The organism is Nocardioides stalactiti (assembly GCF_014180715.1).
Taxonomy (GTDB): domain Bacteria; phylum Actinomycetota; class Actinomycetes; order Propionibacteriales; family Nocardioidaceae; genus Nocardioides; species Nocardioides stalactiti.
In genome coordinates this window covers 1-23921 of the sequence record NZ_JACEFC010000069.1, presented here as the reverse complement: position 1 = coordinate 23921, position 23921 = coordinate 1, and the positions used below count along the sequence as shown (strand labels likewise).

General features: G+C 71.3%; 29 protein-coding genes. 9 read left to right on the top strand and 20 right to left on the bottom strand.

Features of this window, described 5'->3' with window-relative positions:
* From H0487_RS14190 to H0487_RS14120, 15 genes are all read right to left on the bottom strand, one after another.
* Positions 1–338, bottom strand: a 338-nt coding sequence (locus tag H0487_RS14190; RefSeq protein ID WP_220793406.1) for a hypothetical protein, incomplete at its 3' end; no start/stop codon positions are given.
* Positions 335–1312 carry a transglycosylase SLT domain-containing protein gene (locus H0487_RS14185; RefSeq protein ID WP_220793405.1) on the bottom strand — a complete coding sequence of 326 codons (978 nt, stop codon included), beginning with the start codon at positions 1310–1312 and terminating at the stop codon, positions 335–337. The genes H0487_RS14190 and H0487_RS14185, both read right to left, overlap by 4 nt.
* Positions 1309–1770, bottom strand: a complete 462-nt coding sequence (locus tag H0487_RS14180) for a hypothetical protein (protein ID WP_183094883.1) — start codon at positions 1768–1770, stop codon at positions 1309–1311. Before H0487_RS14180 ends, H0487_RS14185 begins: the two co-directional genes overlap by 4 nt.
* Positions 1767–3071, bottom strand: coding sequence for a FliI/YscN family ATPase (locus H0487_RS14175; protein WP_183094882.1), 1305 nt, complete (start codon positions 3069–3071; stop codon positions 1767–1769). Before H0487_RS14175 ends, H0487_RS14180 begins: the two co-directional genes overlap by 4 nt.
* Positions 3068–3796, bottom strand: coding sequence for a FliH/SctL family protein (locus H0487_RS14170; RefSeq protein WP_183094881.1), 729 nt, complete (start codon positions 3794–3796; stop codon positions 3068–3070). Before H0487_RS14170 ends, H0487_RS14175 begins: the two co-directional genes overlap by 4 nt.
* A complete protein-coding gene (fliG, locus tag H0487_RS14165) occupies positions 3780–4805 on the bottom strand; it encodes a flagellar motor switch protein FliG (RefSeq protein WP_183094880.1) in 1026 nt (341 codons plus the stop codon). Before fliG ends, H0487_RS14170 begins: the two co-directional genes overlap by 17 nt.
* Entirely contained in the window at positions 4802–6394 is a 1593-nt protein-coding gene (gene fliF / locus H0487_RS14160; RefSeq protein ID WP_183094879.1) for a flagellar basal-body MS-ring/collar protein FliF, read from the bottom strand. Before fliF ends, fliG begins: the two co-directional genes overlap by 4 nt.
* Positions 6395–6406: 12 nt before the next feature.
* Positions 6407–6769, bottom strand: coding sequence for a flagellar hook-basal body complex protein FliE (gene fliE, locus H0487_RS14155; RefSeq protein WP_183094878.1), 363 nt, complete (start codon positions 6767–6769; stop codon positions 6407–6409).
* The gene (locus H0487_RS14150; protein ID WP_183094877.1) at positions 6769–7164 is read right to left on the bottom strand and encodes a flagellar basal body rod protein FlgC; all 396 of its coding nucleotides are present in this window, start codon (positions 7162–7164) and stop codon (positions 6769–6771) included. The genes fliE and H0487_RS14150 overlap by 1 nt, the downstream gene beginning before the upstream one ends.
* Positions 7161–7523, bottom strand: coding sequence for a flagellar basal body rod protein FlgB (flgB, locus tag H0487_RS14145; RefSeq protein ID WP_183094876.1), 363 nt, complete (start codon positions 7521–7523; stop codon positions 7161–7163). The genes H0487_RS14150 and flgB overlap by 4 nt, the downstream gene beginning before the upstream one ends.
* Before the next feature lie 215 nt (positions 7524–7738).
* A complete protein-coding gene (locus tag H0487_RS14140; protein ID WP_183094875.1) occupies positions 7739–8218 on the bottom strand; it encodes a hypothetical protein in 480 nt (159 codons plus the stop codon).
* A gap of 17 nt (positions 8219–8235) precedes the next feature.
* Positions 8236–8595, bottom strand: a complete 360-nt coding sequence (locus tag H0487_RS14135) for a response regulator (RefSeq protein WP_183094874.1) — start codon at positions 8593–8595, stop codon at positions 8236–8238.
* Positions 8592–9062, bottom strand: a complete 471-nt coding sequence (locus H0487_RS14130; protein WP_183094873.1) for a chemotaxis protein CheX — start codon at positions 9060–9062, stop codon at positions 8592–8594. The genes H0487_RS14135 and H0487_RS14130 overlap by 4 nt, the downstream gene beginning before the upstream one ends.
* Positions 9059–9442, bottom strand: a complete 384-nt coding sequence (locus tag H0487_RS14125; protein ID WP_149729283.1) for a response regulator — start codon at positions 9440–9442, stop codon at positions 9059–9061. Before H0487_RS14125 ends, H0487_RS14130 begins: the two co-directional genes overlap by 4 nt.
* Before the next feature lie 3 nt (positions 9443–9445).
* Positions 9446–10315: a CheR family methyltransferase gene (locus tag H0487_RS14120; protein WP_183094872.1), complete on the bottom strand. Its 870-nt coding sequence runs from the start codon at positions 10313–10315 to the stop codon at positions 9446–9448.
* 138 nt (positions 10316–10453) lie between these two features.
* On the opposite strand from H0487_RS14120, the gene H0487_RS14115 reads away from it, so the two are divergent.
* On the top strand, positions 10454–11542 hold the full coding sequence (locus tag H0487_RS14115) for a protein-glutamate methylesterase/protein-glutamine glutaminase (protein ID WP_183094871.1): 1089 nt from the start codon (positions 10454–10456) through the stop codon (positions 11540–11542).
* Positions 11543–11576: 34 nt separating this feature from the next.
* On the opposite strand, the gene H0487_RS14110 is transcribed toward H0487_RS14115, so the two are convergent.
* From H0487_RS14110 to H0487_RS14090, 5 genes are all read right to left on the bottom strand, one after another.
* Entirely contained in the window at positions 11577–11903 is a 327-nt protein-coding gene (locus H0487_RS14110) for a hypothetical protein (RefSeq protein ID WP_183094870.1), read from the bottom strand.
* Position 11904: 1 nt separating this feature from the next.
* Positions 11905–12282 carry a flagellar export chaperone FliS gene (gene fliS, locus H0487_RS14105; RefSeq protein WP_183094869.1) on the bottom strand — a complete coding sequence of 126 codons (378 nt, stop codon included), beginning with the start codon at positions 12280–12282 and terminating at the stop codon, positions 11905–11907.
* A gap of 14 nt (positions 12283–12296) precedes the next feature.
* A complete protein-coding gene (gene fliD, locus H0487_RS24330) occupies positions 12297–13643 on the bottom strand; it encodes a flagellar filament capping protein FliD (RefSeq protein ID WP_183094868.1) in 1347 nt (448 codons plus the stop codon).
* 118 nt (positions 13644–13761) lie between these two features.
* Positions 13762–14883 carry a flagellin N-terminal helical domain-containing protein gene (locus H0487_RS14095; protein WP_183094867.1) on the bottom strand — a complete coding sequence of 374 codons (1122 nt, stop codon included), beginning with the start codon at positions 14881–14883 and terminating at the stop codon, positions 13762–13764.
* Positions 14884–15040: 157 nt separating this feature from the next.
* Positions 15041–15895 (bottom strand): sigma-70 family RNA polymerase sigma factor, encoded by an 855-nt coding sequence (locus H0487_RS14090; protein ID WP_246383581.1) that lies wholly within the window; start codon positions 15893–15895, stop codon positions 15041–15043.
* Positions 15896–16160: 265 nt separating this feature from the next.
* On the opposite strand from H0487_RS14090, the gene H0487_RS14085 reads away from it, so the two are divergent.
* The 8 genes from H0487_RS14085 to H0487_RS22910 all read left to right on the top strand — a co-directional run.
* Positions 16161–16640 (top strand): flagellar protein FlgN, encoded by a 480-nt coding sequence (locus H0487_RS14085; protein ID WP_183094866.1) that lies wholly within the window; start codon positions 16161–16163, stop codon positions 16638–16640.
* Positions 16640–18034 carry a flagellar hook-associated protein FlgK gene (gene flgK, locus H0487_RS14080; protein ID WP_183094865.1) on the top strand — a complete coding sequence of 465 codons (1395 nt, stop codon included), beginning with the start codon at positions 16640–16642 and terminating at the stop codon, positions 18032–18034. Before H0487_RS14085 ends, flgK begins: the two co-directional genes overlap by 1 nt.
* Before the next feature lie 7 nt (positions 18035–18041).
* Positions 18042–18929: a flagellar hook-associated protein FlgL gene (flgL, locus tag H0487_RS14075; protein WP_183094864.1), complete on the top strand. Its 888-nt coding sequence runs from the start codon at positions 18042–18044 to the stop codon at positions 18927–18929.
* Between the two features lie 8 nt (positions 18930–18937).
* Positions 18938–19357 (top strand): flagellar assembly protein FliW, encoded by a 420-nt coding sequence (fliW, locus tag H0487_RS14070; protein ID WP_183094863.1) that lies wholly within the window; start codon positions 18938–18940, stop codon positions 19355–19357.
* Between the two features lie 9 nt (positions 19358–19366).
* Entirely contained in the window at positions 19367–19600 is a 234-nt protein-coding gene (gene csrA, locus H0487_RS14065; RefSeq protein ID WP_183094862.1) for a carbon storage regulator CsrA, read from the top strand.
* 152 nt (positions 19601–19752) lie between these two features.
* Positions 19753–22026, top strand: a complete 2274-nt coding sequence (locus H0487_RS14060; RefSeq protein WP_183094861.1) for a chemotaxis protein CheA — start codon at positions 19753–19755, stop codon at positions 22024–22026.
* The gene (locus H0487_RS14055; protein ID WP_183094860.1) at positions 22023–22493 is read left to right on the top strand and encodes a chemotaxis protein CheW; all 471 of its coding nucleotides are present in this window, start codon (positions 22023–22025) and stop codon (positions 22491–22493) included. The genes H0487_RS14060 and H0487_RS14055 overlap by 4 nt, the downstream gene beginning before the upstream one ends.
* A partial coding sequence (locus tag H0487_RS22910) for a GAF domain-containing protein (RefSeq protein ID WP_220793404.1) occupies positions 22490–23921 on the top strand: 1432 nt, incomplete at its 3' end. The genes H0487_RS14055 and H0487_RS22910, both read left to right, overlap by 4 nt.

Here is a 23921-nt window from a genome sequence, read left to right as displayed (position 1 = left end):
GCCCCGGTGGGGCCGCCACTGAGCGGGGTGGACGCCAGCGTGGGGAACGGCGCCGTCGACGGTGCGGTCGCGGGTCCCGCCTGCAGGAGCGCCGCCAGCGGGTCGGCGCCGGACTCGTCCTTGCTGGACTCGCTCTCGTCCGCGATGCAGCCCGTGCCCTTCGCCGGGACCGCGAGCCCGCGGCCCTGGCCGGTCGGCTCACCCTCCGGCTGTCCGAGGGCCGCGGTCAGGGCCGCGAGGAACCCGGCCCCGTCGCCGAGGGCCGGCACGGTGCCCGGAGCGGTCCCGTCGCCGGAGGCCGGCGCGGGGAACGCGGGGACGAGCGGGGTCAGGCTCACATCTGCTCCATGATCGCGAGGACGCTGCGGACGTAGTTCTGGGTCTCGGGGTAGGGCGGGATGCCGTCGTACCGGAGCACCGCACCGGGGCCGGCGTTGTAGGCGGCGAGCGCCAGGTCGGTGCGCCCGAACCGGTCGAGGAGCGACGCGAGCAACCGGGAGCCCCCGTCGATGGCCTGGCGCGGGTCGAACGGGTCGCGCACGCCGAGGTCGGAGGCGGTGCCCGGCATCAGCTGCATCAGGCCCTGGGCGCCGGCGCTGCTGACGGCTGCGGGGTTGTAGCCGGACTCCTGCTTCGCGACCGCGGCGATCAGGTCGGCGGGGACACCGGTGCGCGCGGCGGCAGCGTTGATGAGACCGGCGTACGGCGTGCTCGCCGGCACGGTGGCCATCGATGTCGAGTTGCGGGCCGCCTGACCGGGGATGCTCGGACCCACTGCCGCCGCCGGGTCGATCACCCGGCGGATGTAGTCGGGCTCGGTCGGGACGTCGACGATCCGGACGTCGAGGCCGGTGCGCGGAGCCTCGATCATCTTGCCGTCCCCGATGTAGATGGCGATGTGGTCGGCGCCGTTGTTGCGGCTGGAGTTGTCCCACGCGATGAGGTCGCCCGGCTGGGCGTCCGCGAGCGAGGCGACCTCGGTACCGGACCGTGCCTGGTCCGCCGAGACGCGCGGCAGGTCGTAGCCGAGCGTCTTGTAGACGAGCTGGACCAGTCCGGAGCAGTCCAGTCCCCTCTCGGTGGTCCCGCCCCAGACGTAGGGCACGCCGAGGTACTTCTTGGCCTCGGCGACGACGTCCTCGCCGCTCACGCCCGACGCATCGGTCGGCGTGGTCGGGGTCTGCTCCTGGAGCTGGTCGGCGAAGCCGACCTCCGACGCCGGGCCGGTGCCGCGGGTGCGGGTGACCGGGGTCAGCTGGTTGAGCTGCATCTGGATCTGGGCGATCCGGGCGGTGACCTGGTCGATGCTCATCGGGCCACCTCCGGGCGGACCGTGCGGGCGCGGAGCCAGCGCTGGGCCGCGAGGTCGTCGGCCTCCTTGGCGCGGGCACGTTCGGCCGCCGTACGACGGCGGGCGACGCGCACCTCGAGCAGCCGCTCGACCGCGGCGAGACGGGTCTTCGCGGCCTCCCAGCGGACCCGGGCCTCGGCACTGACGACGTCGGCGGTCTGGGCCTCGTGGGCGGCCTCCCGCGCGGCCTCGCCGACCCGCCCGAGCGCGATCCGGTGGGCCAGCAGCTCCTGCGGGGTGAGGGCGAGCAGGCTGTCGGTGGGGACCTCGGTGAGCATGCCCTCGAGCTGCTCGGCCCGGGCGTGCAGCCCGCGGGCCTCGGTGAGGGCGAGCTGGAGACCGATGCGGTCGTCCTGCTCGCGCACGCCGCGCACCCGGGCGACCGCGTCGAGCCCTGCGTCCTCGCGCTGCGCGCTCATGAGGCCACCAGGTCGTGGAGGCGCTGCCAGGTCTCCGCGGTCGGGGTGACGTCACCCATCGGCTGGCGGAGGAACTCCTGGATGCGGGGGAGCCGCTGGAGGGCGGCGTCGGCGTCGGCGTCGGCGCCGTTGACGTAGGCGCCGATCTCGACGAGCTCGCGGACCGAACGGTGGGCGGCGAGCATCCGGCGGAGACGGATGGCGTCCTCCTGCTGGTGGCGGTCGGTCACGGCGGAGGTGACCCGGGAGACGGACTCGAGGACGTCGATCGCGGGGAAGTGGCCCGCGGTGGCGAGGTCCCGGGACAGGACGATGTGGCCGTCGAGGATCGACCGGGCGGTGTCGCCGATCGGGTCCTGGAGGTCGTCGCCCTCGACGAGGACGGTGTAGAGGCCGGTGATGGAGCCGAGCGGCGAGGTGCCTGCGCGCTCCAGCAGCCGGGGGAGCAGGCCGAACACGCTGGGCGGGTAGCCGCGGGTCGCGGGCGGCTCGCCGGCCGACAGACCGATCTCGCGCTGCGCCATCGCGACGCGGGTGAGCGAGTCCATCATCAGCACGACGTGGCGGCCGGAGTCGCGGAACGACTCGGCGATCCGGGTGGCGACGAACGCCGCACGGAGCCGCTCGACGGCCGGGGCGTCGGACGTGGCGACGACGACCACGGAGCGGCGCAGGCCCTCCGGCCCGAGGTCGTTCTCCATGAACTCCCGGACCTCGCGGCCCCGCTCGCCGACGAGGGCGATGACGTTGACGTCGGCGTCGGTGCCGTGGGCGATCATCGACAGGAGCGAGGACTTGCCCACGCCGGAGCCGGCCATGATGCCGACCCGCTGGCCGTGCCCGCAGGGCACCAGCCCGTCGAGCGCCCGGACGCCGAGGCCGAGCTGCTCGGTGATCCGCGGCCGGCTCAGGGCCGGCGGGGCCTCGATGTCGACGGTGACCGCCGGGAGGTGGTCGAGGGAAGCGCCGCCGTCGACCGGCCGGCCGAGCCCGTCGAGCACCCGGCCGAGGAGCGCGTCGCCGACGTGGATCCGGAGCGGGCCGCCCGTCGGGTGGACCAGGTCGCCGACGCGGGCCCCGGCGGTGGCGCCGAGCGGCAGGCACACCATGCCGTCGGTGCGCAGCGCGGCGACCTCGGCGAGGAGCGGGCCCGCGGAGGTCGTCACCGACACCAGGTCGCCGACCGCCGCAGGCAGCCCCCGCACCAGCAGGTGCAGGCCGACCAGCTCGGTCACGGTGCCGAGCCGGACCGGCCGGGCCGCCAGCAGGGAGCGGTCGAAGGTCTCCGCGGTGATCGTCATGACCGCGCCTCCGCGGGAGCGGTCAGCACGGTGCGCACCCGGCCCATCGCCTCGGCGACCCGCAGGTCGACGACGGAGCCGTCCCACTCCACGAGGGCGTCGGCGCGGCCGAGGCTGTCGTCGGCGACCACGTCGAGGCCGCGCTCGACGAGGTCCCGGACCGCGGGGGCCCACACCTGGTCGGGGTGCAGCCGCACCCGCGCGAGCGCCGTCGTCGGCAGCACCGCGAGCACTCGTCGTACGACGTCGGCGCCGTCGGCGACGAGGACCTCGCGGCCCATGATCTCCTCGGTGATCGCCCATGCGAGCGAGGTCGCCTGGCCCTCGACCGCGTCGGCGAGCCGGTGCAGGTGCGCCCGGACCTCGTCGGCGGCCCGGCCGAGCGCCTCGACCGCGGCGCGGTGCTCGGCCTCGCGGCGCTCCTCGGCCCGCTCGTGGGCGGCGACGCGCTCGCGCTCCTCGGTCGCAGCTGAGACGGCGGCGTCGCGCCGGCCCTGGGCCCAGCCGACGGCGTAGCCCTCGGCGGTGGCCGCCGCGCGGACCCGCTCGGCGACGTCGCCGAGGACGCCCTCGGTCACCCGGTCGCCGAGCAGCGAGGTGTCGCCCAGGCGGGTCCACTGACCCGTCCGCAGCTCGGGCGCGGCGAGCTGGGCGAGCTCGCCGGCCGCGCCGACCTGCTCGGCGGTCAGCACGACAGCCCGCTGGCGCTCAGACGACGAACTCATCGTCATTGCCCCGGTTGATCATGATCACGCCCTGCTCCTCGAGCTGGCGGATCGTGCGGATGATGGACTGCTGGGCCTCCTCGACCTGGGCGAGGCGGACCGGGCCGAGCAGGTCGACCTCCTCCAGGAGGTTCTCGGCCGCGCGCTCGGACAGGTTCTTCGTGATCTTGTCCCGCACCTGCTCGCTGACGCCCTTGATGGCGAGGGCGAGCTCGGCGGTGTCGACCTGGCGCAGCACCTGCTGCACCGAGCGGTCGTCGAGGTTGATGATGTCCTCGAACATGAACATCCGGCTCTTGACCTCGTCGGCGAGCGCGGCGTCGAGGCCCTCGAGGCCCTCGACGATCTGCCGCTCGGTCGGGCGGTCGGAGCGGTTGATGATGTTGACGAGCGGGTCCACGCCGCCGACCCGGGAGACCTCCGAGGGCTGGAGCATCGAGGACAGCTTGCGCTCCAGGATGCCCTCGACCTGACGGATGATCTCGGGGCTGGTGCGGTCCATGACCGCGATCCGGTGGGCGATGACCGCCTGCTGGTGGGCAGGGAGCCCGCCGAGCAGCAGCGACGCCTTGTCGGCAGACATGTGGGCGAGGACGAGGGCGATGATCTGCGGGTGCTCGTCGGCGATGAAGCTGCGCAGCTGTGCCGGGTCCGCGCGGTGCAGGAACTGGAACGGCATCTGCACGTGGGCGGCGTGCAGCCGCTCCATGATCGCTGCCGCCCGCTCGGAGCCGAGCGACTGCTCGAGGAGTGACTTGGCGAACCCGAACCCGCCCTGGGTGACGTGGGCGTGCGCGGTGGCCAGGTCGCGGAACTCCAGGAGCACCGCCTCGGTCTCCGACGCGGTCACGGTGTCGAGCCGGGCGATCTCGGCCGAGATCGCCTCGACGTCGGACTCGCTGAGGTGGCCGAGGATGTCGGCGGCCCGGTCCTTGCCGAGCTGGAGCAGCAGGATCGCTGCCTTGCGGACCCCGATGTTGGCGACGGCCATGCCGGCGGCGCGGCTCATCGCGGATCCACCAGCCAGCCGCGGAGCAGTGCGGCGACGTCCTCAGGCTGCTTCTCGACCAGGGCCGCGAGCTCGTCCTGGAGCGCGCCGGACTCGTCGTCGTCGGCCGCTTCGAGGACGGCGACGGCCGGCGACGGCGCGACGGAGGTGGTCCGGGCGGCGGCGTCGGCGCGGAGCTGCTCGACGACGTAGGTCGTCGCCTTCTCCCGCTTCTTGGCCCGACGGTGTGCCTGCCACCAGGCGAGCAGCACGAGCAGCGCGATGCCCAGGGCCAGCGCGACGGCCATGAGGATGTCGTTCTTCTGCTGACGGGCGTCGGCGGCCTCGGCCGCGGCGAGCTCCTTGGCCGCGGCGTCCTCCGCGGAGCGATCGAACGGCATCTTGGTGACCTCGATGCTGCTGCCGTCCTCGGCGGTGATGCCGACGCCGGCGGCGACCAGCTCCTGGACCAGCTCCTCGTCGATGGATGCCGAGGCTGCGGTGTCGAGGACGATCGCGAGGTGGAGGCTCTCGACCGAGCCGGGGGCGGACTCGCGGTGCTCGACGACCTCGCCGACCGGGTTGTCGCGCGTCACCTGGCTGTTCTCGTACGACGAGTCACCGTCAGCGCCGTCGGCGCCGGTGTCCATCTGGCCGTCGGGGCCGACGGTGCCGCCGTCGACCCCGGACTGCGCGCCAGGGCCGCTGTAGGTCTCGGTGCTCGACGACTCCGACAGCGGCGGGGTGTTGCGCTCGGGCCGGACGTACGTCCGGCTGTCGGTGACCGCGGTGTCGAAGTCCATCTGCGCGGTCACGGTGACCGAGGAGTTCCCGGGGCCGACGACGCGGTCGAGCATGGACTGCACCTCGGCGCGGAGGCCTTCCTCGTAGTTCTGCTGGATCTTCGCCTGGGTGCTCGCGCCGCCCAGACCGGTCTCGGCGTCGGGGTTGGTGAGGACCGCTCCGGTGGAGTCGGCCACGGTCACCTTCTTGGGGTCGAGGCCCTCGATGCTCGAGGCGACCAGGTGCACGACGGCCTGGACCTGCTCGGCGCCCAGGGTCATGCCCTGCGCGGTGTCGACGAGCACGGAGGCGGTCGGGTCGACCTTGTCGTCGCTGAAGACCTCCTTCTCCGGGATGGAGAGGTGGACGACCGCGGTGTCGACGCCGTCGATGGCCTCGATGGTGTTGGAGAGCTCGCCCTCCATCGCCCGCTTGAAGTTGGTCTGCTCCTTGAACTCCGAGGTGGAGAGGTCGGAGCCGTCGAGGATGCTGTAGCCCGAGTCGCCGCCCGCGGGGAGGCCCTCGCCGGAGAGGGCGATCCGGGTCGAGTAGACGTCGGTGCGCGGGACCATCACGGTCGAGCCGCCGTCCTCGAGCTTGTAGGGGATGCCCTGCGTCTCCAGCTCGTCGACGACGGCGCTGGCGTCGGCACCCGACAGGTCGGTGTAGAGAGGGGCGTAGCTGGGGGCCGAGACCCACCGGACGACGAGGAACGCGCCGACCAGGAGGGCGGCGGTCCCGACGAGGACGGCCATCCGCTGGCCGATCGTCATCGTCAGGATGGCCTGGCGCGCCCGGGCCATCACGCGGTTCATGTTGGTTCGCATCGGTCAGCCGCCTCAGACCTGCATGTGCATGATCTCGGAGAACGCCTCGAGGGCCTTGTTGCGCACCGCGACGGTGAGCTGGGTCGCGACCTGCGCCTCGCTCGCCGCGATCGTGTAGTCGTGGATGTTGTCCAGGTCGCCGGTGGCGGCCTGCACGGCGAGGCTGTCCGCCTTGTCGGTGATCCCCTCGAGACGGTCGAGGCCGTCGAGCAGCAGGCTGCCGAACTCGGCGCCGGAGGCGCCGCCGACGCCCGGGGTGAGGGAGGCCCGGTCGACCCCGGCCGGGCCGTCGACCCCGCCGATGCCCGGTGCCGCGATGTTCGGCAGGGCGAAGGAGCCCACGGACCCGATCGATCCGATCGGCATCGTGCTCATCAGCGGGCACCGATCTGGAGCGCCGCGGTGTACTCGTCCTGCGCGGTCTTGGTGACCTGGACGGCGGCCTGGAAGCCGCGCTGGGCCATGATCAGCTGGCTCATCTGGCTCGACATGTCGACGTCGGGGGCCCGGACGTAGCCGTCCTCGTCGGCGAGCGGGTGGTTCGGGTCGTTGACGAGCCGGCCCTCGGCGGAGGACTGGGCGAGGCCTCCGACGTCGACACCGCCGTCGGGCCGGGCGGAGAAGATGACGTACGTCGCCTGGAAGGCGTTCTCGTCGGTCGAGGTGATCGTGTTGGTGTTGGCGATGTTGCCGGCGAGCGAGTCCAGCCAGGTCTGGTGGGCGCCGAGTGCGGAGTTGGCGATCCGGAGCGCCTCGAACGCGCCGCTCATCGGGTGCCTGCCGCGGTGCTCACGAGGCTCGCCCGGTCACTGATCGAGCGGGCCACGACCTGGTACTGGTACTGGCTCTGGATCGCGGCGATCGACTCCTTGCGGAGGTCGACGTTGTTGCCGTTGGCACCCACGGGCGTCTCCGTCGGCATCACCGAGACGGAGGCGGACGAGTCGGCCGGCACCTCGCCGTCGGCGATCGCGGCGCGCAGGGAGGACTCGAAGTCGACGCTCGACGCACGGAAGTGCGGAGTGTCGACGTTGGCGATGTTGTCGGCGATGACCTGCTGCCGCATCGACAGGCCGTTCATGGCCGCGTGCAGCGCGAAGCCGACCGGATCTGAGCCGGACAGGATCACGACGGACCTCCGTGTTTGCCACACCTGGACGATGTGGAAAGGCGAAGCCGGTCCGTCGGCTGCGTGGGTGTGAGCGATCCTTGCTCGCGGGGCTGATCGGCCCCGGCTGACCCCACCTGAGCCTTCTGAGGCCCTGGCGCCCAAATGAGGACGATGGTCCTGACCCGTCCGGGCTAGGCGCCCCGACGATCGCAGGACCCGGAGGTGGGCGAGTCCTAGACGAGGACGATGCTGAGCAACCCGCCGCCGTAGCCGGCGACGTCGACGCTGAGGTCCTCGCGTCGACCGAGGGTGAGCGTCTGGATCCGGACCATCGGGTCGAGCGGCGGTCCGGCCGGGTGCAGCTGGTGGAGCTTGAGGTGGTCCGAGCCGTCGACGTTGAACGTCGAGGCGGCGATGTTGAGGACCTCGTACAGGTTCTCCGCGAGGGGGTCGGTCAGCTTGCCGTCGGCGACCGCGTCCGCTGCCGCACCGGGCGGGACCAGCGCGATCGCGGCGCCGGCGTACGCCGAGAACGGGAGGTCGCAGGCGATCAGGGCGCGGATCTGCAGGCTGTCGTTGACGTAGACGGCGACCGACGCGGGCGTGTCGGGGCCGGGGGCGAACGGCTTGGTCGGCGACAGCGTCACGTCACGGCCGAGCAGGTCGACGAGCAGGTCGCGGACCTGCTTCGGCTGGGGGAGGTGGACGTCCATGGGGGATCGCTGTCTCCTCAGAGCACGGTGCGGAGGGCCTCGTCGAAGGCCTCCGGGGTGAACGGCTTGGCGATGAGGAACGCGGCGCCCGCCGCGGCAGCGCGCTGCCTCATGTCCTCCGAGCCCTCGGAGGTGACGAAGCCGAACGGCACCTGCGACCCGGAGGCGCGCAGTGCGGACAGGCAATCGATGCCGGTCATCTCCGGCATGTTCCAGTCCGAGAGCACCAGGTCGGGCGACTCGCTCTGCACCATCTCGAGCGCCATCCGGCCGTTCTCGGCCTCGACCACCTCGTGGCCGCCGTGGCCGGCCTGGCGCAAGGTGCGGATGACGATCTGGCGCATCACGCGGCTGTCGTCGGCGATCAGGATCTTCATCGTGGGCTCCCGGGCGTGTGGACGGTGATCCGGACGGGCTGGTTGGTCCAGAGCAGGTCGAGGCGCGCGACCTCGTGCGCGTCGGACGGGAAGACGGCGCGGCCCGCGGCGACGGCGGGCAGCGACAGCGCGCTCGGACCCGGCATCAGGCTCTTGACGTTGCCACCGATCATGTTGACGAGCTCGCCCACGGCGTCGGCGACGTCGTCGTCGTTCAGGCTCTCGGACGGGTCGACGTCGAGCATCACGCGGCTGATCGCGACGGCGACGTCGTCGGCCAGCTCCACGGTCACCGCGCCCTGCCACTCGCCCGTCACCGAGACGGCGCCCGACCACACGCCGGAGTCGAGCGGGGTGCCGGCCGGCACCTGCCGAACGCAGAGAGGGTGCTCGTAGCCCACGAACGTCGACCAGACCTCCTCCACGACGGCCTGGAGGTCGGTGAGCTCGGGAGCGATGACGCTCATGCCGGCACCTCGGTCGCGCGCAGGCCGAGCAGCTCGAGCTTGTCGGCGATGGCATCGGGCGTGAACGGCTTGATGACGTACTCGTGGGCGCCGGCGGCGAGCGCGCGTACGATCTGCTTCTGCTCGCTCTCCGTCGTCACCATCATGAGCGTCATCGAGCGCCACTCCGGGTTGTCCCGGACCTTGGTGATGAACGTGTAGCCGTCCATCACCGGCATGTTCCAGTCGATGAGGCAGATGTCGGGGTTGAACCCGCTCTCGAGGACGTCGAGGGCCTGTTGGCCGTCGCCTGCCTCGGCAGACTCGAAACCGAGACCGTTGACGATGCGGCGCAGGATGCTCCGCATGGCTCGGGAGTCGTCGATGATCAGCGCGCGCATGGGTCAGGCTCCTGTCAGTGACGCGGCAATGGGGGCGGTCGGTCGGTCCGCGAACGCCGGGGCGACCCGGTGCACCTGGACCCGACCGATCTGCTCACGCTGCCAGGCGGCGGCGAGCGCGGGCGGGGAGTCGAGGGTGGTCTCCGACGAGCCGATGAGGAAGTACCCACCGGGGTTCAGCATCGGCAGCATCCGGCGCAGGATGTCGTGCCGCACGTCCTTCTCGAAGTAGATGAGGACGTTGCGCAGGAGGATCAGGTCGAACGTGCCGAGCCCCAGGAAGGGCGCGGTGAGGTTCTGGCTGCGGACCGTGACCATGTCGCGCAGGTGGGGAGCGACCTCCCACTCGATGCCGACGCGGCTGAAGTACTTGACGAGCAGCGTGGCCGGCAGGCCGCGGTTCATCTCGACCTGGGTGTAGCGGCCGGCGCGGACCCGGTCGAGCATCGTCGGCGAGTAGTCCGACGCGACGATCTCGCTGGTCCACCCCGGCGGCAGGTGCTGGTCGAGGAGCATCGCGATCGAGTACGCCTCCTGGCCGCTCGAGCTCGCTGCGCTCCAGACCCGGATGCGACGGGTGGCTGACCGTGCCTGGATCAGGTCGGGGAGCATCACGTCGGTGAACGCCTGGTACGGCGCGTTGTCGCGGAACCAGCTCGTCTCGTTGATCGTGAGTGCGTCCATCGCCTTGGCGCGCTCGACGGGGTCGGCGAGGATCTTGGTGACGTAGTCGGCGAAGGAGCAACCGGCCTTGTTGGCGAGCGGCTGCAGCCTCGCCTCGACGAGGTACTCCTTGCCCTCGTCATAGATCATGCCGGTCTCCCGCCGGGCGAGGGCGGAGACCGCCGCGAACGCCTCGGATGCGGAAACCATGGCCTACTGATCGGACCGGTCCCGGAGTTCCTGAGCAAACCGGGGACACGCACGTGCTTAGGCACCTCAGCGTCGTCGAGCGGTCATCCGCAGGTGATCGCTCCTCAGGAGAATCGGCTCACGGCCGATGCTTCCAACGTGATCCGAGTCCTGGTCGTCGACGACAGTGCCGTAGTACGCCGCCTGGTCACCACCGCGCTGGGCGAGGCCGACGACATCGAGGTCGCCGGTGTCGCCCGCGACGGGCTCGAGGCCATCGACCAGGTCAACGCGCTGGTGCCCGACGTCGTCATCCTCGACATCGAGATGCCACGGCTGGACGGGCTGGGCGCGGTGGTCGCGATCCGCGAGGACCACCCGCGACTGCCGATCATCATGTTCTCCACGCTGACCGAGCGGGGCGCGACGGCCACGCTCGAGGCCCTCTCCCGCGGAGCGTCGGACTACGTGACCAAGCCGTCGAACTCGGTCGGTGGGGTCACCGAGGGGATAACCGCGGTCCGCGAGCAGCTGGTCCCGCGCATCCGCGCGCTGGCCGGGCGTCGGCGGCTCGCCGCCGGTCTCGGACCGCGTCCGGCCGTCGTCCGGACGGCCCCCCCGGCTCCCGAGCCGCGCAGAACTGCCTCCGGGCCGCCCGAGGTGCTCCTCATCGGGTCGTCGACCGGCGGTCCCGACGCGCTCGCCCAGGTGCTGCCGGCCCTGCCCGGGTCGCTTCCCGTGCCCGTGCTCGTGGTGCAGCACATGCCGCCCGTCTTCACCGCGATGCTCGCCCAGCGGCTCGACCGCGAGTGTGCCCTGACGGTCCGCGAGGCCGTCGACGGCGAGGTCGTCCGCGCCGGCGAGGTGCTGATCGCGCCCGGCGACTTCCACCTGCGGGTGGTGCGGGCCGTCGACGGCAGCGTCGTCACCCGCCTCGACCAGGGCCCGCAGGAGAACTTCTGCCGTCCGGCCGTCGACGTGCTCTTCCGCAGCGCGCACGAGGTGTACGGCGGGCGCGCGCTCGCCACCGTCCTGACCGGCATGGGCCAGGACGGCCTGGAGGGGTGTCGCCCGCTGGCGGCCTCCGGTGCCCGGGTGCTCGTCCAGGACGAGGCGTCCTCGGTCGTGTGGGGCATGCCCGGCGCGGTGTCGATCGCCGGCCTGGCCGACGAGACGCTGCCGCTGGGCGACATCGCCATGCGGATCACCGCCGGGCTGCGGCCCAGGCTCGCAGCGGTCCAGCCCTGATCCCGCCCGCACGCGGACGCAGGTCTCCGGCGGTTCAGGCCCGGACGTCGACGTACGCGGCACGTCCGGTGACGACCGTCGCCGCGCGCACGCTGTCGGCGACCCGCGCCTGCTGACGGTTGCCGGACAGCGCGGCCGTGAGCCGGCCGACGGCGAAGAGCTGCCGCGACAAGAGGTCGCGGGCGCGCGGCGCGAGGTCGTGGGGGAGCGGGCCGAGGTCGGTCGGGGGCTCCCACTCCTCGACCTCGGGCGCGGCAGCGCCGGGCTCGAGAGCCTCGAGCCGGGACACGTCGTCCTCGAGGCGCTGGAGGGCGGACTCCCAGGTCGGGGGCGCCGGGGCGACGGACGGGTCAGCCGTCATCTCAGACCGCCGCGGCGAGCGCGGCGAGGCGCCACATCTCCGAGACCCCGCGCGCGATGGTGAGCGCCTGACGGGTGATGTCCGGGTCGCGCTTGATGTTGGCCATGACCAGCCGGACGCGGAGGAACTCGTAGAGCATCGCGAGCTCGTTGCCGCCCGAGATCAGCTCGGGCTTCAGGCTGCTGGCGAGCTCGACGACGATCTCCTGGGCGTGCAGCAGGTTGCGGTGCGCCTCCGCCCAGTCCTGCGTGGTCTGGGCCTGGAGGGCGCGCTCGACGTCGAGCTCCAGCCGCTCCACGAGCATGACGAGCAGGCGGGCCGGGCTCGCGGTCGACACCGAATTGCCGACGTAGGCGGCGCGGGCGTTGCTGAGCGACATCGGGGTGCCTTTCGTCAGTCGTTGCTGGAGGAGAGGTTCGAGAGCTGGCTGGAGAGCCATGCCGACTGGCTGTTGAGCTGGCTGAGGCTGACCTCGAGCGCGGCGTACTGCCGCTCGAGCGTGGAACGGCGCAGCTCGAGGCGGTCGTCCCAGCTCGCGATGCTCGCGTTGAGCCGGGCGATGCCGTCGGTGCCGCTCTTGATGACCGAGGTGAGGGTGCCCGTGTACTTGTTGCTGACGAGGTCGGCGACCTCGTGGATCCGCTCGGCGAAGCCGTCGGTCCCGGTGAACGCCTCGGTGACGGCGTCCGGGTCGGCCTGGTAGGCGGCGGCGAACGCGGCCTCGTCGAAGACCAGCTTGCCGGTTCGGTCGACCTCGATGCCGTAGTCCGCCAAGGAGCTGCCGTCGGCGGGATAGATCGTGCCGGTGAGCTCGGAGGACACCCGCCGCAGCAGCGAGTTGCCCGACAGGACGCCCTGCTGCTTGGTGTCGGCGCTGTGGGCCGTCGTGGACGCGACGGTCGTCAGGATCCCGTTGAGCTCGTCGACGAGCTTCTTGACCGCGTTGGACCGGGCGGTCGCGTCGCGGGTGACGTTGATGTCGGCCGTCCCGGTCGCCGACGCGCCGAGCGTGATGGTCACCCCGGGGGTGACGTTGGTGAACGTGTTGGTCGTGGAGCCGACGGTGATCCCGCCGATCGAGATCTCGGCGTCGCGGCCGGCCTGCGTGGACGACGCCCCGCCGAGGAGCGCCCCACCGCCGGGGAGGCTGAGGGTGAAGTCCTGGGCGGCGCCGGTCGCGGTCGACTCGACCATGAGCCGGAAGGACCCGGTGCCGACCTGCACGAGGGTGGCGCGCAGCCCGGTCGCGTTGCCGGTGTCGTTGATCGCGGCGGCGACCTCCTGGAGGGTCCCGGTGCCCACGTTGAGGGAGACCACGCTGCTGCCGTCGAGGCGGTCCAGCTCGATGGTGGTCGCACCGCCGGTGACGACGTCGGTCGCGGCGTGCGGGGAGGTGTAGGAGATCCGGTGGGTGAGGGCGGTGTGCCCGATGGTGACGTTGTACGCCGCGGGCGACGCTGTGCTCGACGCGGTCACGGTGACCGCGGAGTTCGACGACGTGGCCTTGAGGCTCTCCCACACCGAGGCGGCGCTGCCCGTCGGGTTGGCGAGCGCGTCGGCGTTGGTGGCGAGGGTCGCGAGGCGGGTGTTGAGGCCCTGGAGCGCGGTCACCTTGTTCTGCTCGGTGGTGACCCGCGACTTGAGCTGGGTCTGGGGGAGCGACTCCAGCTGGATCAGCTGGTTGATGATCGTGCTCGTGTCGAGGCCGCTGGCGAGGCCGCCGATGCTGGCTGTAGCCACGATGTCTCCTTCCGGGACTTGCTGACACGAGGAGCCGATGGAGCGGTGCTCCACCGGCTCCTCGCGGTGTCCGCATCGGGGTGATGATGCGGGCGATCAGCGGTGCTGATCAGGCGGATCAGCCACGCAGCAGCTGGAGCACGTTCTGCGGGGCGGAGTTGGCCTGAGCGAGCATCGCGGTGCCGGCCTGCGACAGGATCTGCGACCGGGTGAACGACATCATCTCGGAGGCCATGTCCGTGTCACGGATCCGCGACTCCGACGCCGACAGGTTCTCGATCGCCACGTTGACGTTGGCGATCGTGTGCTCGAACCGGTTCTGGTAGGCACCGAGCGTCGCACGAGCGGTCGAGACCGCGCCGATCTGGGTGTCGATCAGGTTGACCGCAGCCTGGGCCGACGCGTGGGTCGCGAAGCTCAGACCACCGGCGATGGCCGCACCGGCGGCGATGCCGGTACCGGGGGCGGCGACCGCCACCGTGCCGCCGACCTTCGAGGTCACGACGAGCTGGTTGTCCTCGTTCACCGACGCCGCGAAGTTCGCGGAGAAGCCGGTGTCGTTGTTGAGGGCGTCAGCGACGTCGTCCACGGTGTCGTACGTGCCCGCCGCACCGAGGGTGACCGTGGCGCTGGTCACCGGACCGGTGGTCGAGAACGTGACGGCACCCGTGACGTTGCTCGGCGTGAGCACGTCGAACTCGGCACCCGCGTTGCCGAGGTTGGCGGCCACGGAGACCACGTTGACCGACGCCAGGTTGACCGCGATGTTGCTGTTGGAGTCACCGTCCGCACCCACCTGGAAGTTCAGGGTGCCGGCGGTGCCGTCGAGCAGCTTCTGGCCGTTGAAGTTGGTCGCGTTGCCGATCCGCGTCAGCTCCGAGGTGAGCTGCGTCGCCTCAGCGGCGATGTTGGCCCGGGCCGAGGCGTTGTTGCTGTCGTTCGACGCCTGGACACCGAGGTCACGCATGCGCTGGAGGATCGCGTGGACCTCGGTCAGCGCACCCTCAGCGGTCTGCACGACCGAGATGCCGTCCTGAGCGTTGCGCACGGCAACCTTGAGACCTCCGACCTGCGAGCGCAGGCCCTCGGAGATCGCGAGACCGGCAGCGTCGTCAGCGGCGCGGTTGATGCGAAAGCCGCTGGAAAGCTTTTCCATCGACTTGCTCATCTGGCTCTGCGTGACCGACAGGTTGCGGTACGCGTTGAGAGCGTCGATGTTCTGGTTGATGCGAAGACCCATGATGACTTCCCTCCTGGAATTTAAGGTCTGCTACTTGATGTGGATCGCCCATCCGTGGGCCCTCCGCGGTGTCCATCGGTGGCCAGGGGCCCCGATCTGAGAAAAGTCGCGAAGAAAGTTCGGGCCGTGCGGCCCGGACTCGATCCGTTCCGGAGACTCAGCCGGCCGCGTCGATGCGGGACTCGGCAACGGCCCGAGGGCGGCGCATGCCCTCGGCGTGCCGGGCCGCGACCGCGGCGAAGTAGGCCTCGCGCCGGCGGTTGGCGCAGCCTCCCGGCTTGCCGACGTCGGTGACCAGCGACGGCTCCAGGGCGTGGTTGAGGGCGTCGCGCAGGAGCTTGAGCGCCTCGGCGCGCATCTGCGAGACCCGTGAGTCGGTGACCCCGAGGTCCGCGGCGATGTCGGCCATCGGGCGCTCGGCGAAGAAGTAGTCCTCGACCACGGTGCGCAGCCGGTCGGGCAGCTCGGTGATCGCCTCGACCAGGTAGGTGAGCTGCTCCTGATGCTCGATGAGGGCCTCCGGCGACGGGGCACGAGCGGGCAGCAGCTCGTCGAGCGAGGTGGTGGTGCTGGCCTGGAGCGAGAGGACCTGGGCCCGGGCGATGTCCTCCTCGTTGGCCTTGATCTCCTGCTCCGACACCCCGGCGGCCTGGGCGATCTCGGACGAGCTGGGGCTGCGGCCGAGCACGCTGGCGAGCCGGTTGCGGGTCTCGTCGAGGTCACGCGCCTTGCGCCGGACCGAGCGTGACGCCCAGTCGATCGCGCGCAGCCCGTCGAGCACCGCCCCGCGGATCCGGGTCGAGGCGTAGCGCTCGAACGGCACGCCGCGCTCGGCGTCGTACGCCTGCGAGGCCTGGACGAGCGCGGTGAGTCCCGCCGAGACGAGGTCGTCGCGGCTCACGTGGGACGGGACCCGGCTCATGGTCTCTCGAACGATGTGCCCGACGAGGGGCATGTGGTCGAGGATGCGCTTCTCGGTGTCGTCGCCCTGCGGGTCTGAAGGTGTCGCCATCACCCCATCAATGTCTCGACGCGGGCGACCGGACGTGAGGGGAACAGGGGCCCTCAGGCCCCCGGACCCGGGAACTAGGGACCCCTGCGGGACCGTGCGTCTAGGACCCCGGGACCCCGTCCCGACCCTCCTAGTCACCCCGGGATGACCGATCGGAGGAGGCGCCGGGGATCTTCTTCGCGTTTTCGCCTCAGGTGCGCCCGGGACCGGGCGATGGAAGGACGCAGAGAACTGTCGGGGAAGACCTTTCGGGAAGGACACGGACGTGGAAAAGCTGTCGCTGATCCTGTGGCGGGAGCGCGAGCTGCTGGAGCTCCTGTCCTACAAGCTCGAGGTGGAACGCCTCGTGCTCGCCAGTGGCCGGACCCGGTGGCTCATCAACGCCACCCGGGAGATCGAGGACATCCTGGCGACGATCCGGGAGACCGAGGTCCTCCGTTCGGTCGCCGCGGACGAGGCGGCCGCCGAGCTCGGCCTCTCCCACGATCCCTCGCTCGCTGCGCTCGCCGCGGCCGCCCCGGACCCCTGGGGCTCACTGCTGCTCGAGCACCGCGACGCGTTCGTCGCCGCCGCCCGTGAGATCGCCCAGCTGTCCGAGGACAACCAGGGCCTCCTCACCGCCGGCTTCCGCTCGGCCCGGGCGACCCTGCTCGGCATCGTCGGTTCCGGTCCCGAGGGCTACACCCCCGACGGCGCGGCCGTCGTCGGCACCGCTCGCCCCGGACTGGTCGACAGGGCCCTCTGATGACGGGCACCTTCAGCAGCGTCAACACCGCGCTCTCGGCACTCCGCTTCCAGCGGGTCGCGCTCGACGTCGCCGGCAACAACATCGCCAACTCGAGCACGACCGGCTACGTCCGTCGTACGGTCGTCGGCGCCTCGGTCGAGCCGAGCCAGCCTGCGCTCTGGTCCCGGTACGACGGCTACGGCGACGGGGTCGCCGTCGGCGAGGTCCGCCGCAACGTCGACCCGCTCCTCGACAGCCGGGTCCGCCGTGAGTCGGCCGGGCTCTCGTTCCTCCAGACGTCCGCGACCGTCCTCCAGCGCCTCGACGACGGCATCGGCGAGCCGGGCCCCAACGGGGTGTCGGCTGCGATGACCGGGCTCAACAACGCCTGGCAGGACCTCGCGCTCAACCCGGGCGGCGAGGCCGCCCGCCAGCAGGTGATCAGCCGCGCCGAGACCCTCGCGCAGGCGTTGCGCGCCCAGGTGAGCAACGTGACGGGCGAGGAGTCCGACCAGCGCCACCACCTGGTCGACCTCGTCGGTGAGATCAACGACACCGCCGCCGACCTGGCGAGCCTCAACAAGCAGATCCTCGCCGCCGACGTGAACGGCAGCGACACCGCGACCCTGCGCGACCAGCGCGACGCGCTCGCGCTCCAGCTCGCCGAGAAGGCGGGGGCGGTCACGACGGTCCGCTCGGACGGCATGTTCGACGTCTCCATCGCCGGTGTGAGCGTCGTGTCGGGCCGCCAGTCAGCGACCCTCTCGATCGCGACCGGAGTGACGCCGACGGCCGCTGCTGACGGCAACCCGATCACCTTCGAGGTCGACATGGGCGGCACCGTCACGGCGTTGCCGACGGCCCTGACGGGTGAGCTCGGGGCGGTCTACACCCTGCTCTCCGACACGCTGCCGGCGTACCGGACCGGGCTCGACCAGGTCGCGATGGACTTCGCCGACGCGGTCAACGCCCAGCACGCGCTCGGATTCGACCTCGCCGGCAACGCCGGCGGTGCCTTCTTCAGCTACGACCCGCTCAACGCGGCGTCGACCCTGGCCGTCGCCCTCTCCGGCTCAGCCGACGTCGCGGCGGCGTCCGTGACCGGCGGCACCCTCGACGGGGGCAACGCCGACCTGCTCAGCTCGACGGGCACGGCGGGGGAGGACTACCAACGGCTCGTCAACGGCTTCGGCTCGCAGGTCGCCGCGATCGAGCGGCAGCGCTCCAACCAGGCCGCACTGGCTGCGTCGGTCCAGGGCTCCTGGGAGCAGCAGGCCGGGGTCAACCTCGACGAGGAGACCGTCAACCTGGTCACGGCGCAGCGGGCCTACGAGGCCGCCGCGCGCCTGATGACCGCGGTCGACGAGATGCTCGACGTGCTCATCAACCGCACCGGGATCGTGGGCAGGTGATCTGACGATGAACGGACGCGTCACGCAGCGGATGCTGACCAACACCTCGCTGGACTACCTCCAGCTCGGTCTCGGCCGGCTGGCCAAGGTGCAGGAGCAGCTGTCGACCGGGCGGGTGCTCAACCGGCCCTCGGACAACCCGACCGACGTCACGGCCGCGATGCGGCTGCGGACCTCGATGGCCCAGCAGGAGCAGTACTCCCGCAACGCCAACGACGGGGTCGGCTGGCTGTCGCAGGTCGACTCCACCCTCGACACCGTCACCCTGTCGGTACGACGCGCGCGCGAGCTCGCCATCCAGGGCGCCAACACGGCGGCCCAGGGCCAGGCGGCCCGCGACGCGCTCGCGACCGAGGTCGAGGAGCTCCGCGCGGGGCTGCTCTCCTCGGCCAACGCGACCTACCTCAACCGGCCGATCTTCGGCGGCATCACCGGCGACCCGCAGGCCTTCGACAGCACGGGGACGTGGGTCGGCGTCGCCGGCGACGTCACGCGTCGGGTGGCGGACGGCGTGACCGTCAAGGTCGACGTCGACGGACGCGACGTCTTCGGGAACGGCGCCGCCTCGGTCTTCCAGGAGCTCGAGGACCTCGCCACCGCGCTGCGGGCCGGCGACGGCACCGCGATCCGCACGGGCATCGACGACCTCAAGACCCGGCTCGAGACCGTGACCTCGGCCCGCACGGCGGCCGGGACCCGGCTGGACCGGATCGAGAAGGCGGACGCCTCGGCGATCAGCGCCCACCAGTCGCTGGCGGCGACCCTCAGCACCCTGGAGAACACCGACCTGGCCAAGGCCGCGGTCGACCTCCAGCTGCAGGAGGTCGCCTACCAGGCGGCACTTGCGGCCACGTCGCGCGTCCTGCAGCCGAGTCTGATCGACTTCCTGCGATGATCGCTGTCATGGACGCGCAGCAGGGGGACGGTGCCACCGAGGGCACGGACCTCCCGGTGATCGAGCTGGTCCACGCGATGCCCGGCTTCCCCGAGGACCTCACGTTCGCGCTGGTGCGGCTCGACGACGACGGGGTGCTGCACGCGTTCCGCTCGCTCAGCCGTGACGACCTCGAGTTCGTCGTCGTACCGCCGGCGCCGTTCTATCCGGACTACGCCCCTGAGATCGACGACGAGACCGTTGCCGAGCTCGGGATCGAGTCCCCGGAGGACGTCCTGCTCCTGCTCGTCGTCCGTGCTGGCACCTCGCTCGCGGACACCACGGTCAACCTCAAGGCGCCGCTCCTGGTCAACCTGGTGACGCGCCGCGCGAGCCAGGTGATCCTCGAGGACCAGGATCTCCCGCTCGCAGCACCGCTGGTGGCGTAGCCTCGACCTGTGCTGGTCCTCTCCCGCCGCGTCGGCGAAAGCGTCGTCGTCGGCGACGACATCACGATCACGGTGCTCGAGGTGCGGGGCGACGTGGTCCGGGTCGGCATCGACGCGCCCCGGTCCGTGAGCGTCCACCGCGCCGAGCTCCTCGCCCAGCTCGCCGACTCCAACACCGAGTCCGCGTCTCCGCCGGCCAAGGTCGTTGCCTCGCTCACCGAGGCGCTGCGCCAGCGTCGCTGATCGACGACCCCGCACACTTCGGTCGGCGAGCCCGCACACTTCGGTCGGCGAGTCCGCAGACTTCGGCCACCGTCTCCTGCTCAGGTCCCTGAGCGTTCCTTCTGCTCAGAGGCCCACCCGCGCTGCCGATAGGCGCAGCGAAGGGAGGGCACATGGACGACGAAGCCGAGATCATCGCTGAGTTCCTCGTGGAGTCACACGAGAACCTCGATCAGCTCGACCGCGACCTGGTGGAGCTGGAGCAGCAGCCGGACTCGCGCGAGGTGCTGTCGGGGATCTTCCGCACGATCCACACCATCAAGGGCACCTCGGGCTTCTTGGCCCTCGGCCGGCTCGAGCGTCTGACGCACGTGGGGGAGACCCTGCTCTCCCGGTTGCGCGACGGCGAGCTCTCCATGACCCCTGAGATCACCAGTGGGCTGCTCCGGATGGTCGACACCGTCCGGGCGCTGCTCGACGTCATCGAGCGCACCGGCAAGGACGAGGACCCGTCGATCGACGTGGACCCCGTCGTCCTCGTGATCGAGGCTCTCCTCGACGCCCCCGAGACGCCTGCGCCCGTCGAGGCGTCCGCCCCCGTCGAGGCGTCCGCCCCCGTCGAGATGCCGCCCGTGCCCGTCGAGATGCCGCCCGCGCCCACCCTCGTCGCCGTAGAGGCGACTCCCGAAGCAGCGGAGGCAGCAGGTACCGGTGAAGACCCTGCTGCCTCCGCGATCCCAGCCGACGAAGCGTCGGTCGTGCCCGTCGAGGTGGCAGCTGCGTCCGTCGAGTTGTCGGTCGCGGCCGACGACCAGGCGTGGGACGGGATCGACCGCCGCACCGGGGACGCGCCTGTGCCGGAGGAGCAAGGCCAGCCGGCGTGGGACGGAACCGAGCGGCGTGGTCTCGTCGACTCGTCCGTCCGCGTGGACGTCGAGCTCCTCGACAACCTGGTCCAGCTCGTCGGCGAGCTGGTCCTGACCCGCAACCAGATCCTCCAGCGCTCGGAGAACCACGAGGACATCGAGCTGGTGCGTGCCAGCCAGCGCCTCGACCTGGTCGCCAGCGAGCTCCAGGAGTCGGTGATGCGGACCCGCATGCAGCCGATCGGCCAGGTCTGGTCGAAGATGCCGCGCGTCGTCCGCGACCTCGCCCTCCAGCTCGGCCGCGAGGTCGAGCTCACGATGGAGGGCCACGACACCGAGCTCGACCGGAGCCTGCTCGAGGCGGTCAAGGGACCGCTCACGCACCTGGTCCGCAACTCGATGGACCACGGCATCGAGCGCCCGGACGTCCGCGAGGCCGCCGGCAAGGCGCGCAAGGGCTCCCTCGTGCTCCGCGCCTTCCACGAGTCCGGCCAGGTCGTCGTCGAGATCACCGACGACGGCGCCGGCATGGACCCGAACCGGATCGCGGAGGTCGCGCTCCAGCGCGGCGCGGTCACCCGGGAGCAGCTGGCTCGGATGGACACCCGCGAGATCTACAGCCTGATCTTCCGCCCGGGGTTCTCGACCGCCACCGAGGTGACCAACGTGTCCGGCCGGGGCGTCGGGATGGACGTGGTCCGCACCAACATCGAACGGATCGGCGGCACGGTCGACGTGCAGTCGGAGCCGGGGCGCGGTACGACGTGCCGGGTCCGGATCCCGCTCACCCTCGCGATCATCCCGGCGCTGGTCGTCGCGGAGGGCGGCGAGCGGTACGCCATCCCGCAGGCGAACCTGGTCGAGCTGGTCCGGATCGAGGGCGACGAGCTCGGGCGCGACGTCGAGCAGCTGGCCGGTGCGCCGGTCCTCCGACTGCGCGGCGACCTGCTGCCGCTGGTCCACCTCGCCGAGGCTCTCGGCGGGCCGGTCGAGTCCGGCGGCGCCGTCACGGTGGTCGTGCTCCAGAGCGACGACACCCGGTTCGGGCTCTGCGTCTCCGAGGTGCACGACACCCAGGAGATCGTGGTCAAGCCGATCGGACGTCAGCTCAAGAACCTCGGGATGTACGCCGGCGCGACGATCATGGGCGACGGGCGGGTAGCGCTGATCCTCGACGTCGCCGGTCTCGCCAAGTCCCAGGGAGTCGGNGAGGTCGGCGGCGCCCGCCGGGCGGCCCTGCCGCTCGCCGACGTGGCCAGGCTCGAGGAGATCCCGGCGTCCCGGGTCGAGCGGAGCGGCAACGTCGAGGTGGTCCAGTACCGCGGCGGTCTGCTCCCGTTGGTCCGGCTGGCGCCCCGGATCGGGCTGGTCGACAGCTCGCTGGACGCGGAGGAGATCGCTGTGGTCGTGCACGAGGCGGACAACAGGTCGGTGGGCATCGTCATCGACCGGGTCCTCGACGTGGTCGAGACCGAGGTCGTCACGTCGTCTGCCGGCCGCCGTGCCGGCGTGCTCGGGTCCGCCGTCGTGCAGGGCCGGGTCACCGACCTGGTCGACCTCGAGGCGGTGGTGGCGTCATGACCGCCACGGCGACGGCGACCACTGCCGGTCAGTACTGCACGTTCTGGGTCGACGACCTCTTCTTCGGAGTCGCCGTCGACCACGTCCAGGAGGTCCTCCGCCACCAGCCGATGACCGACGTGCCCCGCGCCCACGAGGCGGTCTCGGGGCTGATCAACCTGCGTGGCCAGATCGTCACCGCGGTCGACCTGCGGGTCCGCCTCGGCCTCCCCGACCGGGAGGACGACCGGCTGCCCATGAACGTGATCGTCCGCAGCCGCGGCGAGATCGTCAGCATCCTCGTCGACGACATCGGCGACGTCATCGACGTCGCCGACCTGGAGCTCCAGTCCGTCCCGTCGACCATGCCCGCTGTCGTCCGGGACGTCGTCCAGGGCGTCCGCACCCTGCCTCACGCCATCTTGCTCGTCCTCGACGCCGACCGGGCGCTGGACGTCACCCCTGAAATCACCGGAGGGAACCCATGACCGAGCTCGACACCGCCGCGCCTGCGGTCAACGGACGTACGACGTCCCGCGCCGCAGCCGCCAAGAAGGTCGCGTCCGACCAGGACGTGATGTTCAAGTCGATGATGGAGAACAGTCCGACGAACATGATGTTCGCCGACCGTGACTTCATCATCACCTACATGAACCCCACCTCCCTCGAGACGCTGCGCTCGCTGGAGGAGTTCCTGCCGGTCAAGGCCGACGAGGTCGTGGGCTCCAGCCTCGACATCTTCCACAAGAGGCCGGACTACCAGCGGGGCATCCTGTCCGACGAGTCCCAGCTGCCGCGCCGGGCCAACATCCAGGTGGGTCCGGAGACGCTGGACCTGCTGGTCTCGGCGATCCGTGACGAGAAGGGCAACCACATCGGAGCGATGGCGACCTGGGAGGTCGTCACCGCGAAGCTGCAGATGGAGGCCGAGGTCGCCCGGGTCACCTCGATGATGGAGAACAGCCCGACGAACATGATGTTCGCCGACCGCGAGTTCACCATCACCTACATGAACCCGGCGTCGCTGGAGACGCTGCGCGTCCTGGAGGCCCACCTGCCGGTCAAGGCCGACGAGGTCGTGGGCTCGAGCCTCGACATCTTCCACAAGAAGCCGGACTACCAGCGCGGCATCCTGGCCGACCAGGCCCAGCTGCCCCGCCGGGCCAACATCCAGGTCGGCCCGGAGACGCTGGACCTGCTGGTCTCGGCGATCCAGGACAAGGACGGCAACTACGTCGGCGCCATGGCGACGTGGGAGGTCATCACCGAGCGGCTTCGCCTCGAGCGCGAGAGCGAGGAGTCGGCGGCCGACACCAAGGCCGTCAACCTGGTCCTCTCCGCCCTGTCGGGCGAGTCCTCGGTCTCGAGCGCGGTCCAGGTCGCCCTCGACACCGTCCGCCGCGAGTTCGGCTGGGCCTACGGCTCCTACTGGGCGATCGACGAGGACGACCGCAAGCTTCGCTTCGTGCGTGAGTCCGGCGACGCCGGTCCGGAGTTCCGCAAGGTCACGCTGGAGGCGTCGTTCGCCGAGGGCGTGGGTCTGTCGGGCCGCGCCTGGAAGCAGAAGGACCTCTTCTTCACCAAGGACATCGGTGAGATGACCGACTGCGTGCGGGCGCCGGTCGCCCAGCAGGTCGGCGTGAAGTCCGGTGTCTGCTTCCCGATCATGCTCAAGGGCGAGGTCATCGGCACGATGGACTTCTTCGCGACCGAGACCCTCTCGCCGTCGCCGCAGCGCCTCGACGCGCTGCGCAACGTCGGACGGCTGGTCTCCTCGGCGCTCGAGCGGATCCAGAAGGACACCGAGGAGCGCGAGGCTGCCGCGACCCTGCAGGTCAAGGTCGAGCAGATCCTCGCCGTGGTCTCGGCGGCCGCCAGCGGCGACCTCACCCAGGAGATCGCCGTCGGGGGCGACG